The sequence below is a fragment of the Leptotrichia rugosa genome (genome assembly GCF_041200005.1).
Taxonomy (GTDB): domain Bacteria; phylum Fusobacteriota; class Fusobacteriia; order Fusobacteriales; family Leptotrichiaceae; genus Leptotrichia; species Leptotrichia rugosa.
The window spans coordinates 12978-27152 of record NZ_CP165644.1 but is presented as its reverse complement, the minus strand read 5'-3'; the positions used below and the strand labels follow the sequence as shown (position 1 = coordinate 27152).

The window sequence follows — 14175 nt, the reverse complement described above, 5'->3', positions numbered from 1 at the left end:
GTTTTTTGGCAGTGCATAAAAATGTCGAAGACTAGCCGGGGTGCAGGGGTGCGGCGATGAGCACTTCTGCTTAAAAAATAAAAAAAATATTTTAGTAACTTTCTGGATTGAATGAAAAACTTAAAATAAGATTTTTTATTTACCCCTAACTATTTTACTCTGTCTCTGCAATTCATCTCCCACTTATAGAAGAAGGAGACTTCTTGCTAAATATTGTTAAAACACTTATTTTAATACAACATCTCTTATAAAGAACTCTCCACCAATTGAAACAAATCCTAAATTAGTAACTCTCGGATTAACTAAATATTGTTTTTGTTTTTGGAATAAAATTACAACTGGAGCTTCCTGTGAAATTATTTTTTCCATTTCTATCATCGCTGGTACTCTTGTTTGCGGATCATCTGTTGATTTTACAGTTTTTACAAGCTGGTCATATCTTGAATTTACGAATTTTCCACGATTATTTGCATTTGTACTTTCAAATAAATCTAAATATGTAATTGGATCTAAGAAATCTCCAGTCCAGTTCATTAGAGCAATATTAAAGTTATTTTCTTTTGTACGGTTTATACGCTCTTTTCCAGTAACCATTTCCGCATCAACCTGAACGCCTAAATTAGTTTTTAAATTATCTTGAATATATTCCACAATCGCTTTTCTGCTTCCACTGTCGTTAAATAATATTTTTATATTTGGCAATTTAGAAATCCCTGCTTCTTTCATTCCTTCAGCTAACAATTTTTTAGCTTCTGCCACATCATATTTTGGCTGATCTGTTGGAACTTCTTTGGCAAAATCACCTTTTAGTCCGTTAAGTCCAATTCCTTGCGGTGTGAAAGTCTTAGTCGCTTTTTCAGAATTTGAAAGTGCTTTAGTCAACAAATCATTTTTATTGATTGCCATTGAAATAGCTTTTCTGATTTTCACATTTTTGTAAGCTGGATCGTTTACATTAAATAACAAATAATAAATTCCTCCATCTTTAGCTGTCACTAATTCAGGTTTTCCATTAAATTCTTTAGCTTGTTCAAATGTAACTGGTGTAACATCAACTTCATCATTTTTAAAAGCATTTACAGATGAATTACTGTCAATCATTTTTAAAACTACATTTTCTGTCTTAACATTTGCCGCATCCCAGTAATTAGGATTCTTTTTCAATCTCAATTCTGAATTATGTGTCCAGTCGTCCAAAGTGTAAGGACCTACTGCTATTGTATATTTAGCTTCTGAAAAATATTTGTCTTTAACTTGGTTGTAATATTTTTCATCTAAAGGCATGTATGCTTTAAATGTTACCAAATCATCAAAATATGAAACTGGCGCTTCCAATGTAACTTCCAAAGTTTTGTCATCAACCACTTTAATTCCAACTTCTTCGGCACTCGCTTTTTTAGCGTTATATTTTTCTCCATTTTTTATTACAAATAGCATATTTGCGTTACTTGCCGCTGTTGCTGGATTTAGCGCACGAAGCCATCCTGCTTTAAAGTCTTTTGCGGTAACTGGATCTCCGTTTGACCATTTTATTCCATCTCTTAAGTGAAATGTCCATTTTAATCCATCTTTTGATTTTTCCCACGATTTTGCAAGTCCTGCAACCGATTTTCCGTTTTTATCTTTTCGAAGTAATCCTTCTAAAATAAGTTCATCAACTGTTCCTCCAGGAATGTCAGTAGTAATTTGCGGATCAATTGAACTTGGTTCTGCCACAATGTTTAATGAAAATGTATTTTGGTCATTTCCACCATTTCCACAAGATAGTAGAAATAGCGACATTGCCAATGTTAACAATAATTTTTTCATCTAAAAATCCTCTCTTTCTTTTTTTATTATTTTTAAAATTTATTTGATATAAGTATAGTCCAATACATAATCTTTTCCAATTGGACTAAATACTATGTCGTGAACTCTTGGATTAACTAATTTTGTATTCTGTCTGTAATAAAGTATTCCAACTGGCATATCGTCAGCAAGAATTTTTTCCATTTGAATCATTGAAGCCACTCTCGCTTTTTGATCTCCAGAAGATTTTACAAATTTAACCAATCTGTCATATTCTGGATTTGAGTAATCTGAATAATTATTTCCATCTTTTGTAACAAATCTGTCCAAATAAGTGATTGCGTCATTAAAGTCCCCATTATAACCAGCAAGTGCAATTTCATAGTTTCTCTGTTCCATTCTGGCAAGTCTTTCGCTAAAAGTCATAGCTTGTATTTTTATATCGACACCTAAATTTTTATGAAGCTGATCTTGAATATATTCTGAAATTATTTTATTATTTCCACTGTCGTTAAAAATCATTTCAAGTGTCGGCAACTTTTGTAAATTTAGCTCTTTTAATCCTTCAGCTAATAAACTTTTCGCTTTTGCAGCATCAAATGCAGGAAAAACTTTTCCAGCTTCTTCAGAAAAATCTTTTTGCACTCCCATTATTCCAACGCCTTTTGCAGTATATGTATAAGCAGGTTTTCCAGTTCCACTAAGCACATCAGACACCAATTTTTCTCTGTCCACAGCAAGAGACAACGCCTGTCTTATTTTTTTGTTGGCAAGAACTTTATTTTTCATATTGTAAGTCATATACCAGACAGAACCATCATCTGTAAGTATTTTTCTCTTGTCATCTTTAAATTCTTTAGCTTGTTCAATAGAAATATTTGTCGAATCTATCTCATCATTTTTAAATGCGTTCAAGCTTCCATTTGGATCGTTTATAAACACAACTTTTACACCTTCAAGTTTTATGCTGTCTTTATTCCAGTAATTTTCATTTTTTTCAAAGACAATTTGTGAATCTCTTGTCCATTCTTTTATTTTATAAACACCTGATGAAATTGAAGTTTCTTTACTAGTCATGTATTTATCCTTAACTCTGTCATAAAACGCTTTGTTAAGCGGCGCATAAGTTTGAATTCGCACAATTGAGTCAAAATATGGCAATGGATCATTTAAAGTTACTACTAAAGTGTAGTTATCCACAACTTTTATTCCCAATTCATCAGGATTTTTGATTTTTCCTGAATTAAATTCTTTTGCATTTTTTATGTAAAATAATTTATCCGCATATTTTGAAGCAGTTTTTGGATCTAATGCTCTTACCCATCCATCTTTAAAGTTTTGCGCTGTAATCGGATCTCCATTTGACCATTTTGCATTGTTTCTCAAATGGAATGTCCAAACTGTTGAATCTTGATTGTGTTCCCAAGTTTTTGCTACCCCTGGCAATGATTTTCCATCTTTTGCCTGTCTTGTAAGTGTTTCTGTCACAAGAGAGTCCACAAATTCTCCTGTTGAATCATTTGCTAATTCTGGGTCATAAGATTTTCCTTCTTCTTTTAAATTTAAAATTAGCTCATTATCGCCGCTTCCACTTCCGCAAGAAACGATAAAAAACGCAACTAAACTTAAAAGTAATAAAATTTTTTTCATTTTTTTACCATCCTTTTTTTATTTATTTATTTTTATTTTGTTTTTTTATTTAAAATGACATTTAAATCAAATTTTTTTCTCTCAAAAATGCCGTTTCCACAAAATGTCCCGGTCTATATTCTGTAAGCTCCGGTTCACTTGGAACTTCATTAATTTCAGTCACATTTCCAATTGGACTTCGCAAATACGATTCGTCCATGTCAATTGTTTCAGTCTTTTTATAATCTGGATCTGCAATTGGTACGGCAGAAATCAACGATTTTGTATAACTGTGAACAGGATCTCCGTAAACTGCGTGAGGTGTTCCAAGTTCCACAACTTTTCCCCGATACATAACTGCCACTCTGTCTGAAATATATTTTACCATCGACAAATCATGCGCAATGAACAGCATAGTCAAGTTTCTCTCCTTTTGCAAATCCTTTAATAAATTTACAACTTGCGCTTGAATTGACACATCTAGTGCCGAAATTGGCTCATCACACACCAAAACACTTGGATTTACAGCAAGTGCCCTAGCAATCCCAATTCTTTGCCGTTGTCCTCCAGAAAATTCATGTGGAAAACGACTGGCATGTTCCCTATTTAATCCAACTAATTCCAATAAACTATAAACTTTTTCCATTCTCTCCTGCTTTGAACTTGCAAGTTTATGAATGTCAATCCCTTCGGCGACTATATCTCCTACCGTCATTCGGGGATTTAGCGATGCCTGCGGATCTTGAAATATCATCTGAATCTCTTTTGTGAAATCCTTTAAGGTGTAATCTTCCACAGGTTTTCCATTATACAAAATCTCTCCATTTGTCTTTTTGTAAAGTCTACTAATTGTTCTTCCAAGCGTTGTTTTCCCACTTCCAGATTCCCCGACAAGACTTAGGATTTCTCCTTTGTAAATATCCATCGTCACATTGTCAACCGCTTTTAATACAGTCTTTTTTTTCATTGGAAAATATTTTTTTAAATTTTTCATCTCTATTATTTTTTCCATAATTCACTTCCTAGTCATCATTTTTTTCATCTTTTAAAAATTCAATTTTAGGAGCTCCTTTGACATACAGCCACGATTTTACAAAATGTCCGCCTCCTAAATCAATCATAGGCGGCTTTCTCTCGTAGTCAATTTTCATCGCATATTCAGAACGAGCCGCAAACGGATCTCCTTTTGGTGGATTTAACAAATCTGGCGGTGTACCAGGAATTGAAGTAAGCCTTTCATTTGAGTTCATATCCAGTCTTGGAAGTGATTTTAACAGTCCCCAAGTGTAAGGATGCTTTGGATTTCTAAATAATTCTCTGACTGGCGCTTCTTCCAATTTTTCTCCTGCGTACATAACAATAACTCTATCCGCCGTCTGCGCTACAACTCCCAAATCGTGAGTTATAAGAATGACCGCTATATTTAATTCCTTTTTTATTTCATTTATCAAATCCAGTATCTGTGCTTGAATTGTAACATCTAACGCCGTTGTTGGCTCATCACAGATAAGTAAATCTGGCTCACATGCAAGAGCGATTGCAATTACAACCCTTTGCCGCATTCCTCCGGAAAATTCATGTGGATATTGATTAAATCGCTCTTCTGGCTTTGGAATTCCAACTTTTTTAAGCATTTCAATAGCTCTCTTTTTAGCTTCAATTTTATTTACTTTTTTATGAATTAAAATTCCTTCCATAATCTGCTTTCCAATTTTCATTGTTGGATTTAGTGAAGTCATTGGATCTTGAAATATCATCCCAATTTTTCCACCACGAAGTTTTGCCATTTTCTCATCACTTATAGCGACCAAATCTTCTCCGTCAAACAAAATTTCTCCCGATTTTATCTCTCCCGGCGGCATTTGAATAAGTTTCATAATTGTCTGAACTGTAACCGACTTCCCACTTCCAGACTCTCCGACAATTGCCAAAGTTTCTCCTCTTTCAACGAAAAAACTTATTCCACGAAGCGCCTGAACTTCTCCTGCGTAAGTATTAAAAGAAACACTTAAATCTTTTACTTCCAATAATTTTTTTCCCATTTTTTCCATTTTTTCCTTTCCCAATTTTTAGAAAAAATTAAATTTTAACTTCTCAATTTAGGATTTAGTGCATCATTTAGCGCATCTCCTATAATATTGAATGACAATGTAATAAGTGAAATTACAACTGACGGAATAATAAATAAATACGGATAAGAAGTTATATTAGACGACCCGTCATAGACTAAATTTCCAAGCGAAGCCTGTGGAATGGGTACTCCAAGTCCAATAAAGCTCAAAAATGCTTCCGTAAAAATAATATTTGGTATATCCGTCGTAAGTCTTATTATTATTATGCTAAGTGTATTTGGCACCAAATGTTTTAGCGTTATCCACCAAAAATTTCCACCAAGCGATTTTGAAGCCAATACAAATTCATTTTCTTTTATTTTCAAAACCTCTCCACGAACTAACAGTGAATAATTTAACCATCTTGTAAGCGACATCGCAATAATTATTGTCTTTATTCCATTTCCCATAATTACCATAAGTAAAATTATATAAATCATAGAAGGAATAATCATCAAAATTTCCACAAATCTTGTCATAATTGTATCTACAATTCCTCCAAAATATGCCGAAATTGCTCCATAAATTGTCCCAAATACAACACATATAGCAGCGGTTACAATCGCAAGTTCCATAGAAATTCTAATTCCCTGTGAAAGTCTTGCAAATAAATCTCTTCCCAAATTATCAGTTCCCAAAAAGTGACCTTTTTTCATTCCTTCCATTGGAGTCAAAAACTTAGAAGACAAGTCATTGCTGTTATAAGTGTATTTCGTCATCATCTGTCCAAATATTGCCAAAAATAGAAATACCGTAGTTATCACTAAAAATGTAAGTGCCAATTTATTCTTTTTAAACCTTCTCAGCCCGTCTTGCCAAAAAGTTAAACTTGGCTTGTAAATAACTTCACTTTGTGCCAAATTTGGTCCCACTATTTCAAAGTCTTCTGGTTTTGGCAAATAATCATTATTTTTTATATCTTGTGTCATTTACTCATTTTCTCCTTTCCCAAGTTTAATTTTAGGGTCAACCAAAACATAGATAATATCCATAACTATCATAATCGAAATCAAAAAGATTGCATAAAACACCGTAACTCCCAAAATTAAAGTATAATCTCTGTCGTTAATACTACCAACAAAATATTTTCCAAGTCCCGGAATCGAAAACATCTGCTCAATTACAAACGAACCTGTAAGAACCGCCGCAATTGTCGGTCCCATTATCGTAATAATCGGCAAAATTGCATTTCTCAAAGCATGTTTAAAAACCACATCTCGTGGTTTCACACCTTTTGCAATCGCAAGTTTTATGTAATCCTGCCCCATCACTTCTATCATTTTATCCCGCAAAAGTCTAGCCACAAGCGCTATCGTATAAAGCCCCAGTGAAATTACAGGAACTATTTTATTCTCAGGTTTTCTCCAACCAAGCAGTGAAATTTTTAAAAGTGGCAAGTGCAATTTACCAATCAAAATCCTGTTATGAACATCAACAGAATATTTTTGCAAAAGACCCGCCAATACAAAACTTGGCACAGAAATCCCAATTATCGCAATCAACATCGCAATTTTGTCCTGATATTTTCCTCTATTAAGTCCAGCTATAATCCCTAAAGGAATTCCCACTATAAGTGCAAAAATTAAAGCCCTTGCTCCTAAATCAGCTGATTTTGGAAATCCATCCTTTATCATACTGTTTACCGTTCTTCCAGACGCCTTCATAGACATTCCCAAATCTCCAGTTGAAACACTTTTTAAATATTCCACATACTGAACGCCTAAAGGTTTATCCAAATGATATTTTGCCATCAAATTTGCTTTAATTGCAGGTGGTATCGCTTTTTCATCTTGAAATGGATCGCCGGGCAACATATGTATCAAAAAAAATGTAATCGTAACGACAAGCCAAAGTGTTCCAAGCCCCATCAAAATCCGTTTAATCAAAAATTTCAAAATATTTTTCATACTTAGATTTTCTCCCTTTCTTTTCCAAAATTTTTATATATCTTATTATATCTATAAAAATACATATTTGCAAGTTATTTATTTTTGTATACAAATATTTTTTATTTTAATATAAAAAAACTACACTCTCTTATCTTGTATTTAAGATTTTAAGTGCAGTTTTAGTGAACTACTCCCGCTTCTAAAAGCGGGAGCTTCTTGGGAAGTATCTGCTTTTGTTAGCCAAATATATTTACCAAGCTCTTCGGGTAGTTCCTACCCTGATATATTTAGTGTAATACATTTTGCTATAAATGTTAATCAAAAATGCAATTCATCTCCCACTTATAGAAGTTGGAGACTTCTTGCCATCTTTTTATTAAAATAGTTTCAGTTTAGAAAATTTTAATTTAGAAAACTAATTATTCTTCTTCTTTTCTATAATCTTTTGTTCCATAATAGGTTTCCAGTAAAATTTCCTTTAATTCAGAAATCAGTGGATATCTAGGGTTAGCTGCTGTACATTGATCATCAAATGCATTCAATGCCATTTCATCAACCGCTTCTAAAAAGTCTTTTTCAGGCACTCCCCAATCTTTAATTGTCATAGGTATACCAATTCGTTTTTTAATTTCAACAATTCCGTCAATTAATTTTTCCATTTTTTCTTCTTTTGTATGTACATCTTTTCCAAATCCTAAATGGTCAGACATTTCTGCATATCTTTGCATTGCGTTTGGATATCTGTACTGAGGGAAAACTCCCATTTTTGTAGGTGCGTCAGCAGCATTATATCTTATTACAGTTTCTAATATAAGTGCATTTGCAATTCCATGAGGAATATGGAATTTTCCACCTAATTTATGTGCAAGCGAATGGTTAATTCCCAAAAATGCATTTGCGAAAGCCATACCTGCAAGACAAGAAGCATTTGCCATTTTTTCTTTAGCTTTTATAGCTTTTGCTCCACCATCAACTGACTCTGGAAGATATTTGAATACCAATCTAGCCGCTTCCAATGAATAAGGTTTTGTATATTCTGTCGCCATAACTGAAACATAAGACTCAAGTGCGTGAGTAAATACATCAATTCCTGAAGCCACAGTAAGTCCTTTAGGCATTGAAAGCATTAATTCTGGATCATTTATCGCCACATTTGGAGTTAATTCATAGTCTGCAAGTGAATATTTTACTCCAGTTTCGTCATCTGTAATAATTGAAAATGGTGTAACTTCTGAACCAGTTCCAGCTGATGTTGCAACTGCAATAAATTTAGCTTTTAGTCCCATTTTAGGGAATGGCAAAATTCTTTTTCTTATGTCCATAAATCTCATTGCCAAATCTTTAAATTTAGTTTCTGGATATTCATATAGAACCCACATAATCTTAGCGGCATCCATCGCTGAACCTCCACCAAGCGCAATAATTACATCTGGCTTAAATTCAAGCATAGCTTTTGCTCCCTCTTGAGTTGAGCTAAGTAATGGATCTGCTTTTACATCAGAGAAAATTCTAAAGTCAATTCCGATTTCTTCCAAGACTTTTGTAATGTGATCAGTGTATCCCAATTCTGCTAACACGCTATCTGTTACGATAAAGGCTTTTTTATGTTCTCCTTTTAATTCTTCCAAAGCTGTTGGAAGTGAACCATATTTAAAATATACTTTCTGAGGCACTTTGAACCACAACATATTTTCCCTTCTTTCCGCTATTGTTTTAACATTGATAAGATGTTTTACTCCGATATTTTCAGAAACTGAGTTTCCACCCCAAGAACCGCATCCAAGTGTCAATGATGGTTCCAATTTAAAGTTAAACACATCTCCAATTGCTCCAAGTGAAGCCGGCATATTAATTAGTGTTCTTCCTGTTTTCATTTTTCTTCCAAATTCATCGATTTTTTCTCTTTCTGCCAAATTTACATAAAGAGCTGAAGTGTGTCCAAGTCCTCCCAATTCAACCAATGTTTCCGCTTTATCAAGTGCATCTTTAAAGTTTTCACTTCTGTACATTGCAAGTACTGGCGATAATTTTTCGTGTGCAAATGGTTCTTCCATTCCTGTCGATTCAACTTCTCCAATCAACACTTTTGCAGTATGAGGAATTTCAAGTCCTGCCATATGTGCAATTATATAAGCACCTTTTCCAACTACTTCCGCATTTAATCTGCCATTTACAAACAAAATTTCCCTAACCTTTTGTTTTTCTTCCTCGTTTAATATATAGGCACCTCTGTCTAAGAATTCCTGTCTAACTCTGTCATAAATTTTATTGTCCACAATGACAGATTGTTCAGTTGCGCAAATTACTCCGTTATCAAATGTTTTAGACATTAAGATATAATTTACTGTCATTTTTATATCAGCTGTCTCGTCAATTATAACTGGTGTATTTCCAGCTCCAACTCCGATTGCTGGTTTTCCAGATGAATAAGCCGCTTTAACCATTCCAGGTCCACCTGTTGCAAGGATTAAATCAGCATTTTCCATAAGTTCTTTAGATAATTCCACACTTGGTTCATCCACCCATCCGATTATATCTTTTGGAGCTCCGTACTTAATAGCTTCTTCCAATGCAAGTTTTGCTGCATAAATCGTACATTTTTTTGCTCTTGGATGTGGTGATAAAATAATACCGTTTCTCGTTTTTAATGTTAATAATATTTTAAAAGCTGCTGTTGAAGTTGGATTTGTAGTCGGTATAACTCCTGCTATAACTCCTATTGGAGTAGCTATTTTTTTAACTCCATAAGATCTATCCTCTTCCAAAACTCCACAAGTTTTTTCATCTTTGTATTTATTATAAATATATTCCGAAGCAAAGTGATTTTTGATAACTTTATCTTCTATTATTCCCATTCCTGTTTCTTCCACTGCCATTTTTGCAAGCGTAATTCTTTCATCATTAATTTTTTGAGCTACTTTTCTAAAAATTTTATCAACTGTTTCTTGGTCAAATGTTGAAAATTCTTCCTGCGCTCGTCGTACACGAGCAATCAATTCCTTCAAACTGTCCAAATCTTTAACTGCCATTTATGATTCCTCCCAATAATTTATAAGTATATACTTCATTTTGATATAATAATACTACTACTTTTACTAAAAATTGTCAAGTGATTTTTTTCATTTGATAAAAAACTTAATTTTACATTTAATTTAAAATAAATAAGAACTATCTTTTTGTTATTTTTCAGATAGTTCTATTTTTTTATTTTTTTTAATTTTTTGTGTTTAATAAAAATTATTTATCTTCTTCACTATAATCATAAGTTACATTCCCTTTTGCAAACTTTTCTTTATAATCTTTGAAAAGCGCTTTTACTTCAAATGACATCCAGACAATCGCAATTAAGTTCGGAAGCACCATTAAACTGTTAAATATATCAGCTAGCGACCATACAATTTTTACTTCTTGCAGAGAACCTGCTATTATACAAAGAATTACAACAATTCTATATGGCAAGAGCATCTTTTTCCCAAATAAAAATTTGATATTTGATTCTCCGAAATAATACCACCCGATTATTGTTGTAAATGCAAAAAATGCTAGACAAACGGCTAAAAGTATTGCTCCAAATTCTCCAAAAGAACTTTTGAAAGCACCTTGCGTCAGTTGTGCTCCCACAAGAAAATCTCCATTTGCATCTTTTAAAATGTAAGCCTTTGTAACTAAAATAGATAGCGCAGTTGCACTACACACCAAAATTGTATCAATAAATACTCCAACCATAGCTGAAAGCCCTTGCTCTGCAGGATGTTTTACATGTGCCACAGCGTGAGCGTGAGGAGTTGAACCCATTCCTGCTTCATTTGAAAATAGACCTCTGGCAATTCCTTTTTGAACAGCCACTTTCACACTGGCTCCAGCAATTCCTCCCACAACTGCATTAGGACTAAATGCACTTTTTACAATCCAAGTAAATGTAGGTATAACTTCTTTATGAAATATCAGCAGTACCAAAATACTTGCCAAAATATACACCGCAGCCATAATAGGTACTACTAACTCAGCAAATTTCGCAATTTTATTCATTCCACCGATAAAAATTAAAGCGGCTAAAATCGCAACTATAATTCCTATTATACCAGGATTTATATTTTCAAGTCCAGATATTCCTTTTATTCCCGCAGCTATTGAATTTGATTGAACTGCATTTCCCATAAATCCAAGTGCCAAAATAATTGTCACAGAAAAGAAACTAGCTAAAAATTTGGCGAATTTTCCTGTTTTCTTAAGTCCTCTTGAAATGTAATATGCAGGTCCTCCAACAAGTTCTCCGTGAATTCTTTTTCTATACTTTTGCGCCAAAACCGCTTCTGTAAAAATTGTTCCCATTCCTAAAAATGCCGAAACCCACATCCAAAAAACTGCACCAGGTCCCCCGGCAGTAATGGCAGTAGCAACTCCCGCCACATTTCCAGTTCCAACTTGTGCCGCAACAGCCGTCGCCAATGCTTGAAACGAAGACATAGAACCTTCATTAGAATTTTCAGTTTTTCTAAACAGCCCTCCAAATACCATTTTAAAAGCATAGCCTATTTTTGTAATTTGTGGAAATCCAAGAAGGAAGCTCAAATAAGTTCCAGCCCCAAGCAACCCCCACATCAGAATATTACTAGCAATAAAGCTATTAATGTCGTTAATCAGTTTAACTAACTGTCCATAATCCATTTTTCTCTCCTTATTTAAAAAATTTTTACTTTATAAATAAAATTATACCAAAAAAATAAGTATTTTACAACGAAAGAGTGAAATTTAAGTTAATTTTTTCATTTTTTTAATAAAAAGATAGCAAGAAATCGTAGGCTTTCTATAAGTGGGAGTAGTTCACCAAATAATTATTTTGCCATGTTTATATAAAAAAAATCTTGACTTATAAAATTAAATATGATAGTATTCAATTATATCATTGAATAGTTTAAAAGATTGAAAGGATAAAGATTTTATGGCTACATTTGAAGATTATTTAAAATATGAAGTTACAGAAGAGCAGGAAGATAAAAAACAGTTAAGAATTATAGAAAAAGTTCAGCTTTCGGAAAAAACGGTAAAAGCAATAAAAAATATTGAAAAAGAAATAGAAATTATTGCAATTGCGCAAGTTTACTGTCCAGATTGCAGAGCTGCGGTTACATTTTTGAAAAAATTTAGCGATTTGAACGATAAAATTAAAATAGATTATCGAAATAGAAAAACTGGAGCTGAGTTTTTTCCAAATCTAAAAGAAGGAGAAAAAATAAAAATACCGTCTTTATTTGCCAAAAAGGGAGAAAATTATGAATTATTCTGGAATGAGTTTCCAAAAGTTGTGAGAGAAGAAATGGAAAAAAATCCAGATAATTTTGAAGATTTAAAATACAATTACAGAATTGGAAAATTTAACGATAAAATTGAAGAAGAATTGGTAAAATATTTTCTTTCTTTACAAAAATAATTTTATAAATTATTAAATTAAAAATACAGGAAATTTATTTAAAATAATAAAAATCCTGTATTTTTCATTTTTATAAAAAATTTTTTTATTTTTCAAACATTTTGTTTAATCCATCAATTTGCATAGTTCCTTTTTGGAAATCTTCTATTACAGATTTATTTATTTTAACGTTAGTCGGAACTTCAGTTATTTTAAATCCTTTTGAAATTGAACCATCAAAGTCGTAGTACACAGGGAAAGTAAACTTCTGTGTTTCCACGTATTTTTTTGCATTTAATAATGAAGATTTTTTGTTTGTAAATACAACTACCACATTTACATTGTCTTTATTTTCCTCATAAAACTTTTGTACATCAGGTAGTTCCATATGACAATCTGGACACCATTCGGCAGCCACTATAAACAAAGTTGGTTTACCGTTATTAAAGATTTTTCTACTTTTTGTCTTTACTCCTTTAAAATCTTTTAGTTCAAAATTTGGAACTTTAGTTCCTGGTTCTGCATTGATTTCAAAAGTTTTAACAGTTTTGGCACAACCTAGCACAAATGTCATAAGCAGTGACAAAATAATCAATATTTTTTTCATTTTTACATCCTTTCATGCAACTAATGTATTTTTAAATTCTGTTCATTAAGTTTCTAGAAATTTTGTTCAAATACAGTTGTTGCAGATTTTTAATTTTTTATAAAGTTATTATAGCACAATAACTTTATAAGTCAACATTTTTATATACAATTTTAAAAAAATAAAAAATTATTTTTTAGAATTATATTTATTCATCAATTTTTGAATTGGCATATTGTCTTTTATATCATCAATTAAATTAAAAATCTTTTCTCTCGAATCTCTTAAAACTTCCTTTTCTTCAGGTGTAAATTTTCCAAGCACATATCCCAATGTTTCTTCTTTCGTCTTGGGTTTTCCAATTCCAAATTTTATTCGCACAAATTCATTTCCAACATGCGAAATAATGGATTTTATCCCATTATGTCCTCCAGCACTTCCATTTTGCTTAATTTTCAATTTTCCAAACTGCATATCCATATCGTCGTAAATTACAAAAAGTTCAGTTTTGGGATCAATCTTAAAAAATCTTACCGCTTCTCCAACTGCTTCTCCACTTAAATTCATAAAAGTCAAGGGTTTTTGATAAAAAACTTTGTCACCATTGTAATTTGTGTTTACAAAAAGAGATTTATATTTTTCAGTAAAATTTGTAATTTTTTTTTCTTTTAAATATTCGTCAATAAATATAAATCCTATGTTATGTCTGGTTAATTTGTATTGTTCGCCTGGATTTCCTAATCCTACGATTAATTTCATGAT

At 32.4% G+C, this 14175-nt stretch carries 11 protein-coding genes; 1 reads left to right on the top strand and 10 read right to left on the bottom strand.

The annotated features are described in order from the left end of the window. Window positions 1–225: 225 nt before the first annotated feature. The 8 genes from AB8B22_RS00125 to AB8B22_RS00090 form a co-directional block, all read right to left on the bottom strand. Window positions 226–1809 (bottom strand): peptide ABC transporter substrate-binding protein, encoded by a 1584-nt coding sequence (locus AB8B22_RS00125; protein ID WP_369711100.1) that lies wholly within the window; start codon window positions 1807–1809, stop codon window positions 226–228. A gap of 39 nt (window positions 1810–1848) precedes the next feature. Then, window positions 1849–3438, bottom strand: a complete 1590-nt coding sequence (locus AB8B22_RS00120; protein WP_369711098.1) for a peptide ABC transporter substrate-binding protein — start codon at window positions 3436–3438, stop codon at window positions 1849–1851. 61 nt (window positions 3439–3499) lie between these two features. Continuing rightward, on the bottom strand, window positions 3500–4429 hold the full coding sequence (locus tag AB8B22_RS00115) for an ABC transporter ATP-binding protein (RefSeq protein ID WP_369711097.1): 930 nt from the start codon (window positions 4427–4429) through the stop codon (window positions 3500–3502). A 10-nt stretch (window positions 4430–4439) separates the two neighbouring features. Beyond that, the gene (locus AB8B22_RS00110; protein WP_369711959.1) at window positions 4440–5459 is read right to left on the bottom strand and encodes an ABC transporter ATP-binding protein; all 1020 of its coding nucleotides are present in this window, start codon (window positions 5457–5459) and stop codon (window positions 4440–4442) included. A gap of 44 nt (window positions 5460–5503) precedes the next feature. Continuing rightward, window positions 5504–6457, bottom strand: a complete 954-nt coding sequence (locus AB8B22_RS00105) for an ABC transporter permease (RefSeq protein WP_094079542.1) — start codon at window positions 6455–6457, stop codon at window positions 5504–5506. Further along, entirely contained in the window at window positions 6458–7435 is a 978-nt protein-coding gene (locus AB8B22_RS00100; RefSeq protein WP_369711096.1) for an ABC transporter permease, read from the bottom strand. It abuts the gene before it with no gap. Between the two features lie 401 nt (window positions 7436–7836). Continuing rightward, entirely contained in the window at window positions 7837–10446 is a 2610-nt protein-coding gene (gene adhE, locus AB8B22_RS00095; protein WP_369711095.1) for a bifunctional acetaldehyde-CoA/alcohol dehydrogenase, read from the bottom strand. Window positions 10447–10654: 208 nt separating this feature from the next. Then, window positions 10655–12085 carry an alanine/glycine:cation symporter family protein gene (locus AB8B22_RS00090; RefSeq protein ID WP_094079539.1) on the bottom strand — a complete coding sequence of 477 codons (1431 nt, stop codon included), beginning with the start codon at window positions 12083–12085 and terminating at the stop codon, window positions 10655–10657. Between the two features lie 274 nt (window positions 12086–12359). Here AB8B22_RS00090 and AB8B22_RS00085 point away from each other — a divergent pair, with 274 nt between their 5' ends. After that, on the top strand, window positions 12360–12848 hold the full coding sequence (locus AB8B22_RS00085; RefSeq protein WP_369711094.1) for a thioredoxin family protein: 489 nt from the start codon (window positions 12360–12362) through the stop codon (window positions 12846–12848). An 85-nt stretch (window positions 12849–12933) separates the two neighbouring features. Here the strand turns inward: AB8B22_RS00085 and AB8B22_RS00080 are convergent, their stop codons facing one another. Both AB8B22_RS00080 and pth read right to left on the bottom strand, forming a co-directional pair. Continuing rightward, window positions 12934–13434, bottom strand: coding sequence for a TlpA family protein disulfide reductase (locus AB8B22_RS00080; protein WP_369711093.1), 501 nt, complete (start codon window positions 13432–13434; stop codon window positions 12934–12936). Between the two features lie 168 nt (window positions 13435–13602). After that, window positions 13603–14172, bottom strand: a complete 570-nt coding sequence (pth, locus tag AB8B22_RS00075; RefSeq protein ID WP_369711092.1) for an aminoacyl-tRNA hydrolase — start codon at window positions 14170–14172, stop codon at window positions 13603–13605. Between the last annotated feature and the right edge of the window lie 3 nt (window positions 14173–14175).

Bases quoted from the DNA above. Each gene is read 5' to 3' on its own strand.
- AB8B22_RS00125 (WP_369711100.1), bottom strand. From the start codon at position 1,809: ATGAAAAAATTATTGTTAACATTGGCAATGTCGCTATTTCTACTATCT.
- AB8B22_RS00120 (WP_369711098.1), bottom strand. From the start codon at position 3,438: ATGAAAAAAATTTTATTACTTTTAAGTTTAGTTGCGTTTTTTATCGTT.
- AB8B22_RS00115 (WP_369711097.1), bottom strand. From the start codon at position 4,429: ATGGAAAAAATAATAGAGATGAAAAATTTAAAAAAATATTTTCCAATG.
- AB8B22_RS00110 (WP_369711959.1), bottom strand. From the start codon at position 5,459: ATGGGAAAAAAATTATTGGAAGTAAAAGATTTAAGTGTTTCTTTTAAT.
- AB8B22_RS00105 (WP_094079542.1), bottom strand. From the start codon at position 6,457: ATGACACAAGATATAAAAAATAATGATTATTTGCCAAAACCAGAAGAC.
- AB8B22_RS00100 (WP_369711096.1), bottom strand. From the start codon at position 7,435: ATGAAAAATATTTTGAAATTTTTGATTAAACGGATTTTGATGGGGCTT.
- adhE (WP_369711095.1), bottom strand. From the start codon at position 10,446: ATGGCAGTTAAAGATTTGGACAGTTTGAAGGAATTGATTGCTCGTGTA.
- AB8B22_RS00090 (WP_094079539.1), bottom strand. From the start codon at position 12,085: ATGGATTATGGACAGTTAGTTAAACTGATTAACGACATTAATAGCTTT.
- AB8B22_RS00085 (WP_369711094.1), top strand. From the start codon at position 12,360: ATGGCTACATTTGAAGATTATTTAAAATATGAAGTTACAGAAGAGCAG.
- AB8B22_RS00080 (WP_369711093.1), bottom strand. From the start codon at position 13,434: ATGAAAAAAATATTGATTATTTTGTCACTGCTTATGACATTTGTGCTA.
- pth (WP_369711092.1), bottom strand. From the start codon at position 14,172: ATGAAATTAATCGTAGGATTAGGAAATCCAGGCGAACAATACAAATTA.